This is a genomic window from Exiguobacterium sp. PvP048, from assembly GCF_040549175.1.
In the GTDB taxonomy this organism is placed as follows: Bacteria; Bacillota; Bacilli; order Exiguobacteriales; family Exiguobacteriaceae; genus Exiguobacterium_A; species Exiguobacterium_A artemiae.
Window position 1 is genome coordinate 787,907 of record NZ_JBEPSU010000001.1, and the last position, 19,949, is coordinate 807,855.

The 19,949-nt window shown below is 48.7% G+C and carries 21 protein-coding genes and 1 riboswitch; of the genes, 12 read left to right on the forward strand and 9 right to left on the reverse strand.

What is annotated here, in order from left to right; all coding sequences use genetic code 11:
* Positions 1 to 2: 2 nt before the first annotated feature.
* The 4 genes from ABIC15_RS03945 to ABIC15_RS03960 are packed head-to-tail and all read right to left on the reverse strand — an operon-like array spanning position 3 to position 3,265.
* The gene (locus ABIC15_RS03945) at positions 3 to 806 is read right to left on the reverse strand and encodes an ABC transporter permease (protein WP_012371389.1); all 804 of its coding nucleotides are present in this window, start codon (positions 804 to 806) and stop codon (positions 3 to 5) included.
* Positions 803 to 1,609, reverse strand: a complete 807-nt coding sequence (locus ABIC15_RS03950; protein ID WP_012371390.1) for an ABC transporter permease — start codon at positions 1,607 to 1,609, stop codon at positions 803 to 805. The genes ABIC15_RS03945 and ABIC15_RS03950 overlap by 4 nt, the downstream gene beginning before the upstream one ends.
* Positions 1,609 to 2,706: an ABC transporter ATP-binding protein gene (locus tag ABIC15_RS03955; RefSeq protein WP_012371391.1), complete on the reverse strand. Its 1,098-nt coding sequence runs from the start codon at positions 2,704 to 2,706 to the stop codon at positions 1,609 to 1,611. The genes ABIC15_RS03950 and ABIC15_RS03955 overlap by 1 nt, the downstream gene beginning before the upstream one ends.
* Positions 2,707 to 2,719: 13 nt before the next feature.
* Positions 2,720 to 3,265 (reverse strand): helix-turn-helix domain-containing protein, encoded by a 546-nt coding sequence (locus tag ABIC15_RS03960; RefSeq protein ID WP_012371392.1) that lies wholly within the window; start codon positions 3,263 to 3,265, stop codon positions 2,720 to 2,722.
* A gap of 186 nt (positions 3,266 to 3,451) precedes the next feature.
* On the opposite strand from ABIC15_RS03960, the gene ABIC15_RS03965 reads away from it, so the two are divergent.
* From ABIC15_RS03965 to ABIC15_RS03975, 3 genes are read left to right on the forward strand one after another with little or no spacing between them, the layout of a single operon-like run.
* Entirely contained in the window at positions 3,452 to 4,297 is an 846-nt protein-coding gene (locus tag ABIC15_RS03965; protein ID WP_354019771.1) for a DegV family protein, read from the forward strand.
* A 59-nt stretch (positions 4,298 to 4,356) separates the two neighbouring features.
* Positions 4,357 to 5,085 (forward strand): TspO/MBR family protein, encoded by a 729-nt coding sequence (locus tag ABIC15_RS03970; protein ID WP_012371394.1) that lies wholly within the window; start codon positions 4,357 to 4,359, stop codon positions 5,083 to 5,085.
* Between the two features lie 51 nt (positions 5,086 to 5,136).
* Positions 5,137 to 5,484, forward strand: a complete 348-nt coding sequence (locus tag ABIC15_RS03975) for an iron-sulfur cluster biosynthesis family protein (RefSeq protein WP_131972264.1) — start codon at positions 5,137 to 5,139, stop codon at positions 5,482 to 5,484.
* 255 nt (positions 5,485 to 5,739) lie between these two features.
* Here ABIC15_RS03975 and ABIC15_RS03980 read toward each other — a convergent pair whose 3' ends face one another.
* The 3 genes from ABIC15_RS03980 to ABIC15_RS03990 form a co-directional block, all read right to left on the reverse strand.
* On the reverse strand, positions 5,740 to 7,782 hold the full coding sequence (locus ABIC15_RS03980; protein ID WP_354019772.1) for a putative bifunctional diguanylate cyclase/phosphodiesterase: 2,043 nt from the start codon (positions 7,780 to 7,782) through the stop codon (positions 5,740 to 5,742).
* Positions 7,783 to 7,977: 195 nt separating this feature from the next.
* Positions 7,978 to 8,736, reverse strand: coding sequence for an anti-sigma factor (locus ABIC15_RS03985; RefSeq protein ID WP_354019773.1), 759 nt, complete (start codon positions 8,734 to 8,736; stop codon positions 7,978 to 7,980).
* Positions 8,736 to 9,281 carry an RNA polymerase sigma factor gene (locus ABIC15_RS03990; RefSeq protein WP_012371398.1) on the reverse strand — a complete coding sequence of 182 codons (546 nt, stop codon included), beginning with the start codon at positions 9,279 to 9,281 and terminating at the stop codon, positions 8,736 to 8,738. Before ABIC15_RS03990 ends, ABIC15_RS03985 begins: the two co-directional genes overlap by 1 nt.
* Before the next feature lie 229 nt (positions 9,282 to 9,510).
* On the opposite strand from ABIC15_RS03990, the gene ABIC15_RS03995 reads away from it, so the two are divergent.
* From ABIC15_RS03995 to ABIC15_RS04010, 4 genes are all read left to right on the forward strand, one after another.
* Complete coding sequence (locus ABIC15_RS03995; protein ID WP_012371399.1) at positions 9,511 to 9,774, forward strand: metal-sensitive transcriptional regulator; 264 nt, start codon at positions 9,511 to 9,513, stop codon at positions 9,772 to 9,774.
* A gap of 148 nt (positions 9,775 to 9,922) precedes the next feature.
* Positions 9,923 to 10,447, forward strand: a complete 525-nt coding sequence (locus ABIC15_RS04000; RefSeq protein WP_131502291.1) for a YceI family protein — start codon at positions 9,923 to 9,925, stop codon at positions 10,445 to 10,447.
* Positions 10,448 to 10,483: 36 nt separating this feature from the next.
* A complete protein-coding gene (locus ABIC15_RS04005; protein WP_214767472.1) occupies positions 10,484 to 11,287 on the forward strand; it encodes an SMP-30/gluconolactonase/LRE family protein in 804 nt (267 codons plus the stop codon).
* Between the two features lie 102 nt (positions 11,288 to 11,389).
* Complete coding sequence (locus ABIC15_RS04010; RefSeq protein WP_354019774.1) at positions 11,390 to 12,118, forward strand: MBL fold metallo-hydrolase; 729 nt, start codon at positions 11,390 to 11,392, stop codon at positions 12,116 to 12,118.
* 101 nt (positions 12,119 to 12,219) lie between these two features.
* On the opposite strand, the gene ABIC15_RS04015 is transcribed toward ABIC15_RS04010, so the two are convergent.
* Positions 12,220 to 13,830 (reverse strand): alpha-glucosidase, encoded by a 1,611-nt coding sequence (locus tag ABIC15_RS04015; protein ID WP_354019775.1) that lies wholly within the window; start codon positions 13,828 to 13,830, stop codon positions 12,220 to 12,222.
* A 163-nt stretch (positions 13,831 to 13,993) separates the two neighbouring features.
* Between ABIC15_RS04015 and ABIC15_RS04020 the strand changes: the two genes are divergently transcribed.
* The 4 genes from ABIC15_RS04020 (at position 13,994) to ABIC15_RS04035 (ending at position 17,948) form a co-directional block, all read left to right on the forward strand.
* Positions 13,994 to 15,181 (forward strand): aminotransferase class I/II-fold pyridoxal phosphate-dependent enzyme, encoded by a 1,188-nt coding sequence (locus ABIC15_RS04020; protein WP_354019776.1) that lies wholly within the window; start codon positions 13,994 to 13,996, stop codon positions 15,179 to 15,181.
* Between the two features lie 62 nt (positions 15,182 to 15,243).
* Positions 15,244 to 15,347: riboswitch (SAM riboswitch) on the forward strand.
* An 82-nt stretch (positions 15,348 to 15,429) separates the two neighbouring features.
* Positions 15,430 to 16,443, forward strand: coding sequence for a methionine ABC transporter ATP-binding protein (locus tag ABIC15_RS04025; RefSeq protein ID WP_354019777.1), 1,014 nt, complete (start codon positions 15,430 to 15,432; stop codon positions 16,441 to 16,443).
* Positions 16,433 to 17,098, forward strand: coding sequence for a methionine ABC transporter permease (locus ABIC15_RS04030; RefSeq protein WP_354019778.1), 666 nt, complete (start codon positions 16,433 to 16,435; stop codon positions 17,096 to 17,098). Before ABIC15_RS04025 ends, ABIC15_RS04030 begins: the two co-directional genes overlap by 11 nt.
* Before the next feature lie 34 nt (positions 17,099 to 17,132).
* On the forward strand, positions 17,133 to 17,948 hold the full coding sequence (locus tag ABIC15_RS04035) for a MetQ/NlpA family ABC transporter substrate-binding protein (RefSeq protein WP_214767453.1): 816 nt from the start codon (positions 17,133 to 17,135) through the stop codon (positions 17,946 to 17,948).
* Between the two features lie 408 nt (positions 17,949 to 18,356).
* Here the strand turns inward: ABIC15_RS04035 and ABIC15_RS04040 are convergent, their stop codons facing one another.
* A complete protein-coding gene (locus tag ABIC15_RS04040) occupies positions 18,357 to 19,235 on the reverse strand; it encodes a CAP domain-containing protein (RefSeq protein ID WP_354019779.1) in 879 nt (292 codons plus the stop codon).
* Between the two features lie 355 nt (positions 19,236 to 19,590).
* On the opposite strand from ABIC15_RS04040, the gene ABIC15_RS04045 reads away from it, so the two are divergent.
* Positions 19,591 to 19,947 carry a hypothetical protein gene (locus tag ABIC15_RS04045; RefSeq protein ID WP_012371409.1) on the forward strand — a complete coding sequence of 119 codons (357 nt, stop codon included), beginning with the start codon at positions 19,591 to 19,593 and terminating at the stop codon, positions 19,945 to 19,947.
* The last annotated feature ends 2 nt before the right edge of the window (positions 19,948 to 19,949 follow it).

Below are 19,949 nucleotides of genomic sequence, written 5' to 3' on the forward strand. Positions count from 1 at the left end.
GATTATTTCACCTCCGGTCGGGACAACTTCATCGCAGAACGTTGGTTCAGGAAGTAATAGCCGATGACGAGTAAGAATGTAAACAGGAAAATCACGGTCGACAAGGCGTTGATTTTCATCGAAATCCCCTGCCGCGCAAGCGAATAGATTTCAACGGACAATGTCGTGAATCCATTTCCGGTAACGAAAAATGTCACCGCAAAATCATCGAGTGAATACGTCAATGCCGTAAAGAAGCCGGCAAAGATACCTGGTGTAATGTACGGCAGGATGACTTTCGTCAGAACATCAAGCCGGCTCGCTCCTAAATCACGCGCTGCATCAACGAGTGTCGGACTCATTTCCTGCAGTTTCGGCAGGACCAGAATGACGACAATCGGGACGGAGAACGCGATGTGTGACAACAGGACCGACGTAAAGCCGAGCTGAATGCCGAGCATCGTAAAGAAGATCAGGAACGACGCCCCGATGATGACATCGGGACTGACAATCAAGATGCTGTTGAGCGTCAACAGCGACGTTTCGATCCGTTTCTTGCGGACCGCCTGGATCCCGATTGCTCCAAGAACACCGATGATCGTCGAAATCGCTGCGGACAGAAGCGCAATGACTAGCGTGTTTAAGACGATGATCAAAAGTCGGGAATCCTGGAACACTTCCTTGTACCAATCCCACGTGAAGGAATCAAAGTTCGTCATGTTGTCGGCACTGTTAAACGAGTAGAAGGCCAGATAAAGAATCGGGGCGTACAAGATGATGAAAACACCGATCAGGTACAGATTCGCTAATTTTAATCGTTTCATCATGTCGTCGCTCCTTTCTTCCGTTTCGTACTCGTTAATGCCAGAATGATTGCCATCGCAATAATCAGGAAGACGGCAATCGTCGCGCCCATTCCCCAGTTTTGCGTGACAAGAAACTGTTGTTCAATCGCTGTTCCGAGCGTGATGACCCGGTTCCCGGCAATCAGACGTGTAATCATGAATAACGACAGCGCCGGAATGAAGACGAGCTGACAGCCCGATTTAACTCCGTCAAGCGTCAATGGAAAGACGACACGACGGAACGTCATGAAATTCGAAGCCCCGAGATCGCGGGCCGCAAACACAAGTGACGGATTCAATTTTTCAATCGCGTTAAAGATCGGCAGGATCATGAACGGAATGAAGATGTAGACGGAAACGAACACAAAACTGAAGTCCGTGAACAAGATCTGTTTCCGGCCGATTCCGATCGCTTCCAACGTTTGGTTCGCCCATCCGTAAGTGCTGAACAGACCGATGAATGCATAGGCTTTTAAGAGCAGGTTGATCCAGGTCGGCAAGATGATCAACAGCAGCCACAATTGTTTATGCTTTGTTTTCGTCAGCAGATAGGCGGTCGGATAACCAATTGCCAGTGAAAACAGTGTGATCAAAAAGGCATACCAAAACGAGCTGAGCGTCATCGTCAGATACGTCGAGGTGAAGAACTTCTGGTAGTTGACGAGTGAGAAATGTCCTTCGAGATCGAGAAACGAATAATAGACGACGAGGACGATCGGCGCAATGACGAACAACGCAATCCAGAAACTATACGGAATCAGGTACCAGTTACGTGTCTTCTGCATCACAGCACCCCATCGTAGGACTCAAGCCGTTTGTCGAATTCCTCTTCCGTCTCATTCAGACGCATGACGTGAATCGCTTCCGGATCAAACGTCAAGCCGATCTGTTCCCCAACCGTCGCTTTTTTCGTACTGTGGACGAGCCATTCGTTTCCGACTTCATCCATGCAGGCAATCTCATAGTGAACACCGCGGAACAGCTGGGAATCGACGGTCACGCGCAACTTCCCTTGGGCGACGCTGGTGATTTCCAAGTCTTCCGGACGGATGACGATTTCGACCGGTTCATTTAATTCGAGACCGCGGTCGACACATTCAAATTCTTTTTCTGCGAACGAGACCCGGTAATCCATCAACATCCGTCCCGGGATGATATTCGATTCCCCGATGAAATCAGCGACGAAACGGTTGATCGGTTCGTCATAAATATCCGTTGGTGTACCCGACTGCTGAATCAGACCGTGATTGAGGACAAAGATTTCGTCCGACATCGCCAGTGCCTCTTCCTGATCGTGCGTGACGAAAATGAACGTAATCCCGAGACGACGCTGTAAATCACGCAGCTCATACTGCATTTCCGTCCGGAGTTTCAGATCGAGTGCCGATAACGGTTCATCCAGTAAGATGACTTCCGGTTCGTTGACGATCGCCCGGGCGATGGCGACACGCTGGCGCTGTCCGCCTGACATCTCCGTGATTTCACGGTTTTCGTATCCGGATAAGTTGACGAACTTTAACGCATCGAGCACACGTGTCTTGATTTCCGCGTCTTTCATCTTTTTGATCCGCAATCCGAACGCGATGTTCTCAAAGACGTTGAGGTGCGGGAACAACGCATAATCCTGAAAGACCGTGTTGACCTGCCGTTTGTTGGCGGGAACATCGTTGATCCGTTTTCCATTGAACAGAATATCGCCTTCCGTCGCTTCGGTGAACCCGGCAATCAGCCGTAAAACCGTCGTTTTCCCGCAACCGGATGGTCCGAGCAGCGTATAAAATTTTCCACGTTCAATTTCAAAACTGACGCGTTCAAGAACCGTCTGATCGTCAAAACGTTTTGTCACGTCTGTAAATTGAATGATCGTATTGTTGTCTGCCAAATCTTATTCCTCCTTATAAGTACGAATCCGTGGCCGTCACGAGTACTTTCGTTTCCGCCTTTGAATCATTTCGTAACTGATGAATTTCTGAAGCTTTATAATAGAGCGTCTCGCCTTGCGTCGCCACGAATGATTCCCGGCCAAGCTTCAACGTGACCGCCCCTTCAAGTACATAGACGAACGTTTCCGATCCGGACGGTTCGTATGCTTTAAAGTGTCCGCCCGGTGCCAATCGCAGTAAGACAGGCTCCATTTCCTTTTCATTTGATTCCGGAATCAGCCATGTCACATGATACCCTTGTTCCGGGTCCTCATAACGCGTGACATCTTTTTGCGAATAAACGACCTTTTGATTTAATGTGTCTTCATCAAAGAAATCCTTCGCCGAGATGCCGAGTACTTCCAGAAGACTGAACAGCGTCTCAATCGACGGTGAACTGATCTCACGTTCGATTTGCGAGATGTATCCTTTACTTAAATCCGTCCGTTCGCCAAGTTCCTCTTGCGTCAAGCCTTTTTGAAGACGCAGATTTTTGATTTTGTTTCCGATCGTCCGCAATCCGCGCCCTCCTTTCCAAATAACAGTTTAGTATAAGACGACTTCAAGTTTACTAATCACGTACCGATTATAGCGTATTGGGCCAGTTAATCAACTAAAATGTTTCAAAAATTTAAGGGTTCATTTGACAGCGATAACGCTTACAACTACAATTAATACCAGGTACTAAAATAAGGAGGAAACAGCATGAAGATTGCATGGATTACAGACAGTACGACGATTTTGCCCGATTCGATTTCTCGGCACGAAGACTTGACCGTCGTCCCTCTTCTCGTCATGAAGGATGGTGAAAGTTTTACGGACGGTGTCGATGTCGAAGCTGAGACCGTCTATCAATGGATCGATGCGAAACATAAGGTCACGACCAGCCAACCGTCCATCGGGACGTTCACGGAACACTATGAACGGTTAAAAGAACAGTATGATGTCGGTTTTGCGATTCATCTTTCAAGCGAGCTGAGCGGTACGTACAATGCGTCTGTCCAAGGTGCGGAAATTGCCGGATTCCGGTTGATTGCCATCGATTCCCGTTGCGGTATCTATCCGGCGGGCCAATTGCTTGCGGAAGCGATGCAACTCGCAGCAGATGGAATGGCAGTCACAGAGATCGAGCAGTACATTTTAGAGCGCCGCTTCGATCATCATATCGAGTTCACGGTCGCGAACCTCGATCAGCTGCAGGCAGGCGGACGCATTTCCTCTACGAAGGCGTTTGTCGGTAATTTACTTCAATTGCGGCCTCTGTTTCATTTCGAAGAAGGGAAAATCGTACCGTATCAGACGGTTCGAACGTTCAAGAAAGCGCATGGGAAGATTTATGACCATCTCGTTGAAATGCTTGAGAGCGGAACGGTCACTGATGTTTCGTTATTCCATGCAACTGCCTACGATTTGGCGTTCGAGTGGAAAACGAATCTCGAAAAGCGGTTCGATGTCACGGTTCGCATCGATAACTTAACGCCTGTTCTCGGTTCACATACCGGTAATCCGGCCATCGGCATGTCGTTCTTAAATCCGACGAGCCGACGCTGATGTCTAAAGAGTCAAATATCCGGGTAAACCTCCTTTAGAGATTAAAGGAGGTTTTTGTATTGAAAAACAAATGGATTTGGCTCAACTGGCTTGGTTTTGTTTTTACGATCGCTGTCAATGCGCTTGACGGTGGAAAGACAGGACGGATTTCGGACACGATCATGACCTATTTCAAACCCGCAGGTTATGCTTTCTCAATTTGGGGACTTATCTATCTTGTTTTGCTCGTCTGGTTGATCATGCAGACGATTCCGAAATTCAAGGAACATGATATCGCAAAAAAAATCGGACCGTGGTTCTTGATCAGTTGTCTGTTCAATGCCGGTTGGATTGTTACGTTCTCATACAAGTTATTCCCGCTGTCGGTCGTCGTCATCGTCGGTCTTCTCGTTTCACTGATCGTGATTTACTCAAAAATCGACCGCGAGACAAAAGCCTTACGCTTTAAATTGCCGTTCTCGCTTTACCTCGGTTGGGTATCGGTTGCGACGATTGCCAATATCTTCTTGACCATCGATACCGAAAACATCAACTCATGGCTTGGAATCGGCGATGCCGGTTGGACGATGATCATGCTTGGTGTTGGTGTAGTTCTCGCCTTGTTGTTCATGTTCTTTAACCGCGATCCGATTTATCCGCTCGTCTTCGTCTGGGCTTACATTGCAATCAACTTCCAGTCGGATAACGGGCTTGTTGATACAGTTGTTCTCGGAAGTGTCGTCGTCCTGCTTGCCGGATATGTCTTCCTGCTCGTCCGGATGCGCCGGCAAATGCGCGTGAGCAACTAACGTTATTTTCTGCCCGGTTCGGCGTATAATGAAGTCAAAGGAGTGAATGTCATGCATATCACATTTACAGAAACGGCTCTGGCACGCATCGACCAGTTACGCGGGGATACTCCCGGTCAACTGCATCTTTATTATGATACGGAAGGATGCGGTTGCGGGAACTCCGGCATCTTCAGCATCCGGCTCGTCGAAGGGGCGGCGGACGAAGATATGACGATTGATTCAAACGTCGGACCGGTCCTCGTTAAACGGTGGTCAAGCCATTTTCTCGATCAGGAAATGACGCTTGATTACAATCCCGAGAAAAAATCATTGATTCTAAAAAGTGATGGTCAATACTTCAATACGAACGTCCTCGTTACCGATCAGACCGGCTGCCAGTTGACAGCCAACCGGTAAGACGACAAAAAAGGCAGCTTCCCTTGTGGAAAGCTGCCTTTGTAGTGTGATGGACAGACAGGTACTGGATTGAGTAGAGAGCTGAGCAACCATCGAAATGTACGGCGATTCTGTCTGCATCTTGCACAAGTCGAACAAATTCCTGCCCGGAATTCGTTCACGAAGCCATTGCGTCCCCCATGATCGCACACATATTCCTCGTGTGCTTATCCAGTATACGTAAAAAGACACGGATTGGATTGAACGGATGTGCTGTCAGCCCACATCCAGGACAGTTCGTTCAATCGTCTGCTGGTCGAGATCCTTGACCTTGACCGGACGGCTGTAATAATAACCCTGCCCATAGTCACACCCGAGTCGTTTCAGGAATTCATGCTGCTCAAGCGTCTCGACGCCTTCCGCCACCACTTCAATCCCAAGACTCTTCGCCAACTGGATGATCATTTCGGTAATCGCCGTTCCCCGCTCATCATGCGGTACTTCATCAATGAATGATTTATCAATCTTCAAGATATCGATCGGTAAATGCTTTAAATGCGTCAGCGAGGACAGTCCTGTCCCGAAGTCATCGAGCGCAATCGTCAAACTCAATTGCTTCAATTCTCCGAGCATTAATAAGGCCCGCTCCAGATTTTCCATGACGGATGTCTCGGTAATTTCCAGTTGAAGTTGCAATTCTCCGCCGTTCTTCAACGAATGATGAACGATTTCCTTGATCATCAAATTATGCGATTCCGACCGGAAATGCATCGCTGACAGGTTGACGGAGACTTGACGGATGAAGTGATCCTCTTCCCGCCAGACTTCCATTTGCTTGACAGTTTCCTGCAGTACCCACTGGGTCAGCCGATGGATCAGACTGTACTTTTCAGCGAGCGGAATGAATTCCGCCGGTGAAATGAAACCGAATTTCGGATGATTCCAGCGAATCAGGACTTCTGCCTGCTCGACCTTGCCTGTTGCCAGCGCAATTTTCGGTTGATAGACGAGATTAAACTCTTTAAAGTCCGTCATGGCCCGACGGAGGGAACCGACGATTTGTTGTTCCCGGCGATCCGAATGGAGCAGTTCATCGTAGATGACAAAACGGTCCCGTCCTTCATTTTTCCCTGCACGCAGGGCGCTTTCCATCTGACCAATCCGCATTTCCAGTGTATCCGTAATATTCGGAACGATGATGCCGATGGTCGCAGTCAAATGAATCTCCTGCCCGTCGAGAAAAATCGGTTGCCGGATTGCTTCCAGGACATCCGTGAAGGCCTCTTCGAGCAGATCGGGATGGATGTTTTGAATCAGGAAAAATTGGGTCCCATTGTAACGGATACAGGCTTCATCTTCTTGAAGTAACGCTTTGATCCGGTCCGAGAATTGCCGAATGACGATGTCTCCCTGATCAAAGCCGAATGTATCATTGATCCATTTGTACCCGTCCAGATCGAGCAACGCCATCGTCATCCGCTTTTTCGTCCGGCTGTATTGTCCGTCGACTTTTGACATATGATGATCCAGCCAACGGCGATTGTGCAATCCGGTCAAATGATCCGTATACGCCATCATCTGTAAGGCCCGCCGTTCAAGATGAATATACAGTCCGACGATCAACAGAACGATTAAAAAGACCGGAACTGCCACGTCGCTTAAGATATTTGATGTGACGGAGCTGGCTGAGACGTCCACTCCCGAAGCACCAGGAACACAAAACGTCGTCCCGAGCATTCCGACATAGTGCATCGTTGAAATACCAAACCCCATTAAGATGGCAACGGGAATCAAAATTCGTTTTTTATCGACAAGCCGTGTCATATACAGCAACAGGAGGGCGACATAAGCGACCGTGATGGCAATCACAATCGATAACGTGAATAACGCCGCATCATAGCGGACATCCCCATCGAACTGCATCGCAACCATACCAAGATAATGCATCATGGCGATTCCCGTCCCCATTAACGTTCCGGCAATGATGACTTTTTTCCGTGTCAGCTCCGAATAATATAAGAGATAAAAGGCAATCCAGGCAGCCGTCACGGCGGGGACGATTGACAGGAACATCAGCACCCAGTCGTATTTGACCGGTACCGCCAACTCAAATGCCCCCATGCCAACGAAGTGCATACCCCAAATGGATAATCCCATCGTCAAGGAAGAGACGAACAATGCTCTTTTCTTTAAAGATACGGCTTTTGCCAACCGGCGATTTAATTCAAGTGAGGCATAGGATCCGACAATGGCCACGATGACCGATAGGATGACCAATGTCTCTTCGTAATGTTTCGTTAAGGTGATCCATTCATTCATGATAAGTGCCTCTCTTTTTTGACTGACATTCCTATTAGTATCGTCTGCTTACCGGTATTTTTTCAGTCTTCTGAAGAAATTTCATTAGAATGCGTGTGCTTTTTTCTAAAAGAGGCGGATATACTCGAAAAACGAACAAAAAAAGGGATGCTGTTGATATCGCATCCCTTACTGTTATCTCTCATTCACTGATTGTTATAACGCGACGGAAGCCACGACTTCGCCGGTCGGTTTTTCTAAATCCGGTTCAGGTTCGACTGTGATGGCGACCGCATCAATTGTTCCGTCTCCTTTGATCGGGAAGACAGCTGCCGCTTCTCCGTCCTGTTCGATGACCCCGTTCGCACGAGGCGTATCACCTTGAATCGTCCAAAGTTGATACAACTCACCCTTCTTCAGCGGCGGTAAATCTTTCAGTTGGACAAGCATGAATTCCTGATCATCTTTTGTAAAAATCATGCTTGACCCCTTAATTGAGGCCGTACTTTCAAAGTTGCCCATTCCTTTGACTTCGTCCATCGCAAACTCTTCCGCCGGAGAAGACTCGTCTTGCGACAAGAAGTAGGCGTTGGCACCAAGTGACAGGATCAAGGCGGCTGCGATACTCATCAACCATCCGAGCGGCACAGACCGTTTTTTCTCTTTCTTCGATCGTGCTGCGTCGAGGTCAGACAAGTGCGTCTCCTCTACAGCCGGTTTTTCAACTGCTGCTTGCACCGGTTTTTGTCCTTGTTTCGTCGATCCAAGGACTTCACCGAGAATTCTTGACTTCATGCCGGTTGGTATCGGTCGTTCCGGAAGTGATTCCGCGATGGGCAGCATCAAGTCTTGCATCTCTTGGAGCGCCTGTTTGCAGTCATCACAAGTCGCCAAGTGTGCCTCGAACGCGTCGCGATCGGCAGCTGATAATGTTCCGTTGAAGTAATCGATTAAATCATGACAACGTTCTTCCATCAACGTTCCCTCCCGTCTAGTAATTTCCGGAGTGCCTGGATAGCACTCCTTATTCTGGTTTTCACCGTTCCAAGCGGTAAATTAAGCTGATCTGAAATTTGTTGTTGTGTCAGGCCTTTAAAATAAACGAGTTCAATTAACTCTTGTTGATCGGGTTTCAGTTCATTGACGGCATCGCGGACTTCCGTCGCTGTTTCCCGCTGCATGACCGTCCGTTCGACCGGTTCATCATATCCGCCGTCCCGCTCCTCGACTTCAATCGTCGGTTGGCGTTTCTCGCGTCTCAGACAGTCGAGCGCTGCATTGCGGGTAATCGTTAATATCCAAGAGGAGAACTTTCCTTTATCGGTATTAAAATCGACCCGTCCGTTCCAAATCTTCATCCAGACTTCCTGGATGACTTCTTCTGATAAACGATCATTGTTCGTAAAGCGATGAGCGAATGAGAACAACAGTCTTTCATACTTGTCATACAGTACTTCGAGAGCTTGTTCATCTCCACTGCGCATCTGATGATAAAGCGATTCATCGGATTGAGTATGCATCCTTCTCCTCCTTGGTGATCAGTCAGCCTTATCATATAGTATACGCAAGCTGACACAAAATCGTTTTAGTTTTTTCACTTTATTTCATTTTTTTGTCCACCACATCCATATTCCCTATTCCGCTAAAAAATATAGCTGAAAAAAGCGGTTAGATTGACAGCAATACCGTGATGGGCATAGCATAAAGGTATCGAACAGACGGATTGCATCTTAGAATGGAGGAAAATGAATGGATTACGATCGTAAAATGAAGAACCGGGTCAGCCGGATCGAAGGACAACTTCGCGGTATCTTGCGAATGATGGAAGAAGGACAGGATTGCCGTGATGTCATCACGCAACTGTCGGCTGCCCGCTCCGCCATTGACCGGACGATTGGTGTCGTCGTCAGCTCCAATCTGATCGAGTGTGTCAAAGAAGCCGAACAATCCGGCGAAGGACAGACGGAGGAATTGGTTAAGGAAGCCGTTAACCTGCTGGTAAAAAGCCGCTAATCGATTCCTTGGAATCGTTGATAGTCTTGCTCTGCTTGGATGTGGTGCAAGACTTATTTTTGTTTCCGCTGTATGTTTTGGAATCGAGATAAAAAGGAACAATAAAAGGCATGACGAAAAGTGACTTGAACATGAGGAGGAACCGAATATGGCTACGTATCAACTCGATCAGGACCACAGCTCCATCACATTCTCAGTCAAACACATGATGATTTCAAAGGTTAAAGGAGAGTTTCGTGACTTTACCTTCGATGTCAGTGGAGAAGCACATGATTTGGAAAACGCTTCTGCTGTCGTAACGATTCCGGTCGCTACGATAGACACACGCAGTGCGGACCGCGATACACATTTAAAATCAGCTGATTTCTTCGATGTCGAGCAGTATCCGAACATTACTTACCGTGTGACTTCGTTTAAAAAACACTCCGGTGACGAATATGAAGTGACCGGTGATTTGACGATTAAGGATGTTACGCGGACAGAAACGTTTAAGGTCGAGTATGAAGGCAGCGGTGTTGATCCTTGGGGTAATACACGTTCCGGTTTTGAAGTCGACGGGAAGATCAAACGGGAAGACTACAATCTCACCTGGAACGTCGCGCTCGAAGCCGGAGGTGTTCTGGTCGGCAGTGATGTGAAGTTCCAATTGCACCTCGAGTTCATTCACGGGTAATTATTAGAGATCATAGTAGATGTAGGGGGAAATCAGATGACAGTTTCACTTTTTATTGATGTTGCATGTAAGACCGGGGAGTCGCCCGTCTATGACGCTAAAACAAAACGATTTTATTTCGTCGATATTCCGGGCAAGCTTCTTTTTTCATATGATTTAACGACAGAGGCTTTAAAACCGTACCAAGTACCAAGTGCCATCACCTCGATTGCTTTGACGGATGCGCCGGACTTTCTGCGCGTCACGTCGGCACACGGTTTTGGAACGTTTGATTTAAAAGAAGGACATCTCTCACTGGAAACCCAGTTGACGCTCCCTGACTCCGACCGAATGAACGACGGGAAGCTTGATCCATCGGGTCAGTATGTGGCCGGAAGCATCAATGAAGAGGACGGCGAGACCGCTTCCCTCTATCGTCTGCGTCATGACGGTTCCGTCGATGTCCTCCTCGAAAACTTAACGAACTCGAACGGACTCGTTTGGTCCGAGGACGGTAAGACACTCTATCACATCGATACGCCGACGAAAAAAGTCTATGCCTTCGACTATGCTGCGGATCAACCGTTGACAAACCGCCGGGTGGCCATCGACTTAGAGGACGAAGACGGTTTCCCGGATGGTATGACCAAAGACACGGAAGGTCATGTCTTCATCGCCCATTATGCCGGATCATGCTTAACACGCTGGAATCTTGAAACCGGTGAAAAACTCGCCCAGATTGATTTCCCGGTTTCGAACCCGACTTGTCCGATTCTGTACGAAGACCGTCTACTGGTCACGACAGCAGCAGACGGGGACGATTCCGAACATGCCGGAGCCGTTTTCGAAGTGACGTATTAACACCTTTGCTCCCTCACGAGAGGGAGTTTTTTTGTAGACGTCTGTACTAAAACAGGCGATACTAAAACAGAAGTGTATATTATGACGAGGGAGTGTAATCGGATGCATATTTCGACGATCGAACGACTTCATCAACTGCAAACAACGCCGTCCTTCTTCCCGGTCAACTGTTACTTATTTGAAGAAGCGGACAGCCTCGCCCTGATTGATACGGGGATTTCACTGAATGCCAAAGCGATTTATTCCGTCATCAAGTCGTTTGACAAACCGTTACAATCCATCATCCTGACTCATGCGCATGCCGATCACGTCGGATCCCTTGATTTTTTAGCAAGTGCTTTCCCGCTTGCCGAAGTCTCGATCAGTTACCGGGATGCGGCTCTCCTCAGCGGGGATGAGTCGTTGCGCGAAGGCGAGACGACACCGCTGAAAGGCGGCATTCCAAAAAACATCAAAACCCGTCCGGACCGGCTGCTCGAAAGCGGTCAACAGATCGGCAGTTTAAGTGTCATTGCTTCTCCGGGACACACACCGGGTTCCATCTCCCTGTGGCATGAAGGCAGTCGGACTTTGATTGCCGGTGACGCTTTCCAAACTCAGGGTGGTCTGGCGGTTTCGGGGGACACGCGTTGGCAGTTCCCCTTCCCGTCACTTGCGACCTGGGATAAGGAAGTCGCCCTCCAATCGGCACATCAGTTGACGGAATTGACACCGGACGTCTTGGCAGTCGGTCACGGACCGCTCGTCGTCGCACCAAGCTTTGATATGCGCCAGGCAGTCGACCGGTTCGAACAGCTCTTATCCTCGAAAAAGCGCAACGGCTATACGTAAAAAAATCAGCTGGTTCAAAAAAATCCGGACATTTCCTGCTCCTCATTTAGAAATGAAGAGTAGAAGATGTCCGGATTTTTTCTGTTGACCATCGCCGCCAGTTAAGGCATCTCATATTGATACAATCGGGCTTCGTACGGTGCCAATCGATTGATGTCCGCGGTCTCATAATTCGTCAGAATCAACTGTTCTTCCAGTAAACCAAACGTCGTCGTCACCGGTTCATCATGGACGTTCAAGACGATCCGCCAAACCACTCCGTCCAGGACCCGTTCATAGACATACAGGTACGGATCCTGAATAGCCAGATCACGATAACCCCCGTAAACCATGACCGGATGAGTCTTCCGTAAATCAATCAGTTGCCGGTAAAAAGCCAGCACGGAATGCGGATCCTGTTCCGCCGTTTCGACATTGATGTCACGGTAGTTCGGATTGACCGTCATCCATGGCGTCGCTGCGGTGAATCCGGCTGCTTTGCCGGTATTCCACTGCATCGGTGTCCGTGAATTATCTCGCGCCCGCAACTGCATCGAGGACAGGACGGTTCCGGGTGATTCGCCGGCGGCAATCCGTTCGGCGTATTGATTCCGAAATGCGACGTCCTGATAAGACTCGGGATCAGAAAAACGAATACCGGTCATGCCGATTTCTTCCCCTTGATAAATATACGGGATGCCCGGTAACGTGTGCAGCATCAAGCCCAGTAGCTTGGCACTTTCGACACGATACCGTTCGCTTCCGAACCGGGTCACCTGACGGGTGTGGTCATGGTTATTCAAAAACTGTGACGCGACTCCGCTCGGATAAAGCGCTTCGTACCAACGCTTCTGGATTTGTTTGAAGCGCGGTAAATCCATCGTCTCCATGTCATCCGCGACTTCGAAGTGAAACAGCGTTCGCAACTCATTCCGTTCCTCACCGACATACAGTAACCCGTCTTCCGGGCCGACGAACGGAATCTCACCGACGGTAAAGAAATCGGTTCCCGCCAGTACTTCTTGGTGCATCTCCTGCAAGAATTCATGAATGCCCGGCTGGTTCCCTAAGTAGGATAAATTCAGAGGATCTGCGACATCATCATACGTCGCCCGTTTCTTGATCAGGTTGATGACATCCATCCTGAAGCCGTCGATTCCTTTCTCGGCCCACCACCGCATCATCGTATACACAGCCTGCCGGACTAGAGGATGTTCCCAGTTCAAGTCCGGTTGCTCCGATGCAAAGGAATGGAAGTAATACTGCTGGCGTGTCTCATCCCACGTCCAAGGGCTCGGCGCAAAATACGACCGCCAATTGTTCGGCGGCGTTCCTTTGACCCCGTCCCGCCAAATGTACCAATCGGCTTTCTCGTTTGTCCGACTGCTGCGTGATTCTTTAAACCACGTGTGTTGATCACTCGTATGATTGACGACCAAATCAAGAATCAGTTTCAGTCCCCGTTCATGGGCGGACGCAATCAGTTCTTCCAGATCCGACATCGTTCCCGCCTTCGGCATAATCGAATAATAATCCGAAATGTCGTATCCGTTATCGACATCCGGTGATGTATAACAGGGATTTAACCAGACGATATCGACACCCAGGGAAGCGATGTAATCGAGTTTTTCAATTACTCCGCGTAAATCGCCCATCCCGTCTCCGTTCGAATCTTTAAAACTGCGCCAATACACTTGATAGACAACGGCTTCTTTCCACCAGGCCCGATTCATCCCATCATCTCCTTTGTGATTCAATCGTATTCTAGTTTAGTGTATCAAAAACACGAAAGCCATCGGTTCTTTTTCCCAATTATCAGCAATTATTAAAAAACTCTTTTCTTTTTTCTGAAAATTCGTTATCCTTGACGACAATACCCAACAAGGAGGAAGACAGATGAAACATTTCGCCCCATCTATTGCGATTGATCGGTTACCCGCTCCGGTCTTTGCCGAGCTCGCCCAGCGGATCGGTGCCGTCAAGGCTGCCGGTCATGACGTCATCACGCTTGGTCAGGGAACACCCGATCAGACGACACCCGTACATATTCTGGATGCCTTGAAAGAAGCGATCAATGACGCTTCAAACCTCCAGTACCCGCCGTTTCGCGGCCATGATTTCCTCAAGCAGGCCGTTGCTGACTTTTATCAGACGGAGTTTGGTGTAACGATTGATCCGGCTTCCGAAGTCGCCATTCTGCTCGGCAGCAAGGCGGGCATCGTCGCGTTACCGCAAACGATCGTCAATCCGGGCGAAGGCGTCATCGTTCCGGATCCCGGCTACCCCGACTACCTGTCCGGTGCGGCCCTTGCCGGAGCTTACCCGATCACATTGCCGCTCCTTGCGGAAAATGCCTTTTTACCTGACTACACGTTACTTGATACGACAGATGTCGAACGGGCCCGGATGTTGTTCCTCAACTACCCGAGCAATCCGACCGGGGCGACGGCAACAGCGGAAGCCTTCGAGCAAACGGTTTCCTTCGCTGATGCGAACGACATTTGCGTCGTCCACGACCTCGCCTACGGCGGAATCAGCTTCGACGGTCCGACCCGCAGTTTCCTCCAGACGGAAGGCGCAAAAGACGTCGGAATCGAACTGTTTTCATTATCGAAACGTTTTAACATGTCCGGTTTCCGAATCGCCTTCGCCATCGGGAATCCGTCCGTCATCGCAAGTATCGAGACGTACCAGGAACACTTATACGTCAGTGCTTTCACACCGATTCAACAGGCAGCAACCGTCGCTCTTTCAAGCGATCAGACGTGTGTCCGCGAACTGAGCGCTCTGTATGAAGCCCGGCGTGATGCCTTGTTCGGAAAGTTACAGGAAATCGGTTGGGACGGACCGATCCCGGGCGGTTCGTTCTTCGTCTGGTTGCCGGTCCCGTCCGGCTACACGTCCCAAAGCTTTACCGATCACCTGCTCGACGAAGCGCATGTCGCCGTCACACCGGGACATTTCTTCGGCGAATACGGCGAAGGCTACGTCCGGATCAGCTTGATTGCCGACGCCGAACGACTGGTTGAAGCTGCCGAACGAATCGGTCAATTGAATCTGTTTCGCCAGACCGTTGCGGAATAATTCTGAAAAAACGTTTGACAAATGGGAATGATTTCCGTTACAGTAAGTCCCAACAGCATATCTACTTATCGAGAGCGACCGAGGGATTAGGCCCAACGACGTCCGGCAACCACCTTTAAGGAACGGTGCCACATCCTACAGAATGTTTTATTCTGAGAGATAAGTTACGAAATCTTACACTTCGTCGCTTTTTTCTGGTTGCTCTTAACTGGAAAAAGGCGATTTTTTGTATAGGGAGGAAACGACAGATGATTGAATTTAAAGGAATCACAAAACGGTTCGTTCGTGACCGGACACCCATTTTCGCCTTACGTGACGTCAATTTAACGATTCAACAAGGTGAAATCTTTGGCATCATCGGTGAATCCGGTGCCGGAAAAAGTACCCTGCTCCGTCTGATCAATGGACTGGAGACACCGACACAAGGAACGGTTAAAGTATCGGGCACTAATCTGTCCGGCCTCTCCAAAGGCAGCTTACGCGAACTTCGTTTGAACATCGGGATGATTTTTCAACATTTCCAACTGATTCAATCCCGGAATGTTGCAGATAACATCGGATTTGCCTTAAAGGCAGCCGGTGTCAAACGGAGTGACTTCCCGCAACGGATCAAAGAACTTGTCACGCTGGTCGGTCTTGAAGGTTTCGAGACGAACTTTCCGAGCCAGCTGAGCGGCGGTCAAAAGCAACGGGTCGGAATTGCCCGCGCCCTTGCGAATAATCCGAGTGTCCTGTTATGTGACGAAGCCACATCAGCTCTTGACCCGGTCACGACGCTGCAAATCCTGGAACTCCTGAAGGACTTAAACGAACGGCTTGGCTTGACGATTATCCTGATCACCCATGAAATTGATGTCGTCAAACAAATCTGCCACCGTGTTGCGGTCATGGCGCAAGGCGAAGTTGTCGAAGTTGCGAGTACCTATGACCTGTTCAGTCAGCCGGCCCATGATGTCACAAAACATTATGTCGACACGGCACTCCAAATCGAATTGCCGGAACGGATTTTACGGACGACACCCGGTAAAATCATCCGCCTGCAATTCACGGGTGAAAAGACCGGTGAAAGTACGTTATCGGAAGCGATCAAACAGTTTGATATTTCCGTCAGCATTCTCCACGGCAAGGTCGATTATATTCAAAACGTCGCATTCGGAGTCCTGATCGTCAGCTTGACCGGTCCGACCCTTCACGTGAACCGGGCCCTGACGTGGCTCGAAGAACAACTCCATACGCTTGAGGTGATCCAGGATGTGGCTTGAACGGATTGAAACCATGTTACCGGATCTTACGAAAGCGTTAGCGGAAACGGCTTTGATGGTCGGAATCTCACTTGGCTTCGCCCTCATCATCGGCATTCCACTCGGGATTCTGCTATTCATCACGGACCGGGGATTGTTTTTCCAGAACGTCGTCGTTCGCAGCATCTTGGACTTTTTCGTTAATATTGTCCGTTCGTTACCGTTCATCATTCTGCTCGTCGCGTTAATTCCGCTGACACAATTATTACTCGATAACACGATTGGACCGACAGCAGCTTCCGTCAGTCTGAGTGTCGCCGCCATTCCGTTTCTCGCCCGACTGGTCGAAACATCGCTTCGCGAGATTCCACCGGGATTGATTGAAGCAGCAGAAGCGTGTGGCGCGACACCGTTTCGGATCATCATCAGTGCACTCTTACCGGAGGCCCTTCCCGGCATCATTCAAGCCGTCACTTTGACGACCATCAGTCTGATCGGATTTTCCGCCATGGCCGGTATCGTCGGTGGTGGCGGCGTCGGTGACCTGGCCATCCGCTTCGGCTATTACCGGTACGATAATGTCGTCATGATCGTGACAATTGTCGTCCTCGTCATCATTGTTCAAAGTATTCAAGGGCTTGGCAATGTTCTGGCCCGTCGTGCTGATAAACGTTAACCAAAAATAGAGAATCGTAAGGGAGAGAATGAATATGAAAAAACGTTATGCCTTTTTAGCAACAGGACTACTCGGAGCCGGAATTCTTGCCGGTTGCGGTGACAGCAGCGCCAAGGAAGACAACAAGTCGATTAAGATCGGTGCAACGAGCGGGCCTTACAGCGACATGGTCAAAGAAGCGATCCAACCCGGGCTTGAAAAGAAAGGCTACGACGTCGAAATCGTCGAGTTCGGGGATTATATTCAACCGAACATCGCACTTGGCAGTGGCGACATCGACGCCAACTTGTTCCAACACTCGATCTACCTGAAGACATTTGCGAAGGAAAAGAACCTCGACCTTAAAGGACTGATTACTGTCCCAACGGCGCCGATGGGCTTATACAGCAAATCCTATAAATCGCTGGATGACGTCAAGACGGGAGCTGAAGTCGCGACACCAAACGATCCAACGAACCAGGCCCGGGCACTGAATCTGCTCGCTGACCAAGGCTGGATTGAATTGAAAGCCGACACCGATCCACTGACGGTCTCTGAAAAAGATATCGTCAAGAATCCGAAGAAACTGGTCATCAAACCGCTCGAAGCCGCGCAACTGCCGCGTGCCATTGAAAGTGTCGATATCTCTGCCGTTCCGGGAAACTTTGCGTTAGCCGCGAAGTTTGATTTACTGGATGCACTGGCACTCGAAAAAATGGATGAGCAGTACCGCAACCTGGTCGCCATCAAAACTTCTAATGCAGATAAACAACTGGCGAAAGATTTGACGGCTGTCGTCAAATCGGATGACTTTAATAACGTTATCGAAAAATCATTCAAAGGATTCAGTAAACCGGACTGGGCAAACTAACATAACTCTTTTTGTATATCAGTTTATCTAAAAATGATATAAAACCCCTGAAACAGCTGCCTCCCTTTACAAAAAAGAGGTGGAACGGTTTCAGGGGTTTTCCATTGAATGATGACTCTTGGAGAAGTCACGTCTTCCGCTCGACTTCTATGGGAAAAGGAAGCTTCGCTTCCGTCAGGAACAGGCGAGACCCGGTCATCAAACAGATGACAGCTAGCTTGCGTTCCGCCCGAGAAAAGCGAGCGGAGAAGACAAGGCTTCGTCAATCAAAAGCCTTCTCTCATTTTTCAAGATAGAATTCAAATCTAGGTGGTGCGTCATCCATCTACAGATTGATCCACACAAAAGAACCCCCATTCTGCTTTCGCAAAATCGGGGTGATACGTACACTTCGTTTTAAATGTTGCTTCAGGGTGTCCGGAAATTAATCGTAAAGTACGGTGCATTGTTACGGAACGCGACACCGGTATCCGCCTGTTCGAAGTCCTTGTTCATGATGTTATCGCGGTGTCCTTTGGAGTTCATCAAGCCCCAGTGCGCTGCAAAGACATTCGGATAGCCCATCGACAGATTTTCTCCGGCTGCCGAAAAGCGGATCCCGTTTTCTTTCATCCGCTTAAACGGATCACGTCCTTCCGGATCGGTATGAGAGAAGAAGTTATTCTTCGCCATGTTTTCACTGTGTGCCCGCGTGACCGGTTTTAAAGTACTGTACGGCGTCAGCGCTCCGAGCTTATAATCGGCCCGGTCCCAGTTCATCAGACGCAACATCAGCTTCTCATCCGTCGTTCGCAAGGCACTGGACGCCTTGCCGTAAAATCCACTCTTCTTCGCTTCGACCTCTTTCGGTATCGCGAGTGTCGCTTTGACTTTGTTGCGGTCGTGCTGATCAAAGAAATACGTCACGTACCGGTCATTCTTTTCATAGACGGCGGCATGATCGAGATTCAGCAAATAATTCGTATTGCCTTTCCGGTACGACTTGACGGCTTTCCAGCCTTTTTTCGCAAGGGTCGTTTCCGTGTCTTTATTTAAGACGGCCCCTTGCGTCCTCACACCGTTTTTCGAACGGTACTTTCCGTAATCCTTGCCGTCTTTCGTCAACGCCACGAACTCTTCCGTCGCCGTCCGTCTGACTTCCCAGTCATAACCCGGGTATTCACTTGTATATCGATCAATCAGCGTTCCGCCGCTTTTCGGATAATCTGCTTCTGCTTGTTCCATCGGGGTATTTTCATAACTAAAGAAAGCGACCGCTGCTACTCCGAGTACTAACCACTTTTTCATCTGCTTGCCTCCTCGGTTCTTCTATTGACTTCATTTTAAAAGAAATCTGTCTGTTCGAACAGTCTAAGCTATCGTTTCAAGTGAAATCACACGATTCCCTGTTCCGCTTCACAGTTTTGACACATCTCAGATTTTTTGTGCAAAAGAGGTCTGACGTCTTTATTCATCACATTCTCACACCATTATCATACATAAAATAAATTATTCTTTCCCTGTTGTTAAAATGTGTGAACATTCTTTTATTTTTATTCCCTTTAAATGTTGTTGCCGTTCCTGAAAACCCTCGCTATCATTAGAACTCGTAAGGAAAAAATAAGGAAATTCCATATAATATTCACTTCCAAAGGAGTATGCCATGATTCTACTTTATTTTATCTATGAATCGATTACGTTTTTACCGATTCAGCAGTATCTGTTTTCCGGATGGCTCATTTTAGTGTTGTTGACTGTCTCATTCAGTCTCGCTAATGCCCATGAAGAAGTCCATATCAGTCAACGGTTCGGTTTCGAACTCCTTGTCCCGGGTGTCGGTCATCTGTTACGCAAACAATTTCTTCCCGGTCTTGCCATTATCCTGTTATTGATCATCATTCATTTTACGTACATGTTCCGTGTCATCCCGTTAAACCTCGCGTTACTGCTTACCCTCACGATTAGTCTGCTGTCCTTTTTCTCTCTCTTTATCCGAATACACAAAAAAGCGGACAATTAAGT

Excerpts from the sequence above, each read along its gene's own strand:
- ABIC15_RS03945 (WP_012371389.1), bottom strand. The coding sequence starts at position 806 with ATGATGAAACGATTAAAATTAGCGAATCTGTACCTGATCGGTGTTTTC.
- ABIC15_RS03950 (WP_012371390.1), bottom strand. The coding sequence starts at position 1,609 with ATGCAGAAGACACGTAACTGGTACCTGATTCCGTATAGTTTCTGGATT.
- ABIC15_RS03965 (WP_354019771.1), top strand. The coding sequence starts at position 3,452 with ATGAAGATTGCATGGATTACAGACAGTACGACGATTTTGCCCGATTCG.
- ABIC15_RS03975 (WP_131972264.1), top strand. The coding sequence starts at position 5,137 with ATGCATATCACATTTACAGAAACGGCTCTGGCACGCATCGACCAGTTA.
- ABIC15_RS03980 (WP_354019772.1), bottom strand. The coding sequence starts at position 7,782 with ATGAATGAATGGATCACCTTAACGAAACATTACGAAGAGACATTGGTC.
- ABIC15_RS03985 (WP_354019773.1), bottom strand. The coding sequence starts at position 8,736 with ATGGAAGAACGTTGTCATGATTTAATCGATTACTTCAACGGAACATTA.
- ABIC15_RS03990 (WP_012371398.1), bottom strand. The coding sequence starts at position 9,281 with ATGCATACTCAATCCGATGAATCGCTTTATCATCAGATGCGCAGTGGA.
- ABIC15_RS03995 (WP_012371399.1), top strand. The coding sequence starts at position 9,511 with ATGGATTACGATCGTAAAATGAAGAACCGGGTCAGCCGGATCGAAGGA.
- ABIC15_RS04000 (WP_131502291.1), top strand. The coding sequence starts at position 9,923 with ATGGCTACGTATCAACTCGATCAGGACCACAGCTCCATCACATTCTCA.
- ABIC15_RS04005 (WP_214767472.1), top strand. The coding sequence starts at position 10,484 with ATGACAGTTTCACTTTTTATTGATGTTGCATGTAAGACCGGGGAGTCG.
- ABIC15_RS04010 (WP_354019774.1), top strand. The coding sequence starts at position 11,390 with ATGCATATTTCGACGATCGAACGACTTCATCAACTGCAAACAACGCCG.
- ABIC15_RS04015 (WP_354019775.1), bottom strand. The coding sequence starts at position 13,830 with ATGAATCGGGCCTGGTGGAAAGAAGCCGTTGTCTATCAAGTGTATTGG.
- ABIC15_RS04020 (WP_354019776.1), top strand. The coding sequence starts at position 13,994 with ATGAAACATTTCGCCCCATCTATTGCGATTGATCGGTTACCCGCTCCG.
- ABIC15_RS04025 (WP_354019777.1), top strand. The coding sequence starts at position 15,430 with ATGATTGAATTTAAAGGAATCACAAAACGGTTCGTTCGTGACCGGACA.
- ABIC15_RS04030 (WP_354019778.1), top strand. The coding sequence starts at position 16,433 with ATGTGGCTTGAACGGATTGAAACCATGTTACCGGATCTTACGAAAGCG.
- ABIC15_RS04035 (WP_214767453.1), top strand. The coding sequence starts at position 17,133 with ATGAAAAAACGTTATGCCTTTTTAGCAACAGGACTACTCGGAGCCGGA.
- ABIC15_RS04040 (WP_354019779.1), bottom strand. The coding sequence starts at position 19,235 with ATGAAAAAGTGGTTAGTACTCGGAGTAGCAGCGGTCGCTTTCTTTAGT.
- ABIC15_RS04045 (WP_012371409.1), top strand. The coding sequence starts at position 19,591 with ATGATTCTACTTTATTTTATCTATGAATCGATTACGTTTTTACCGATT.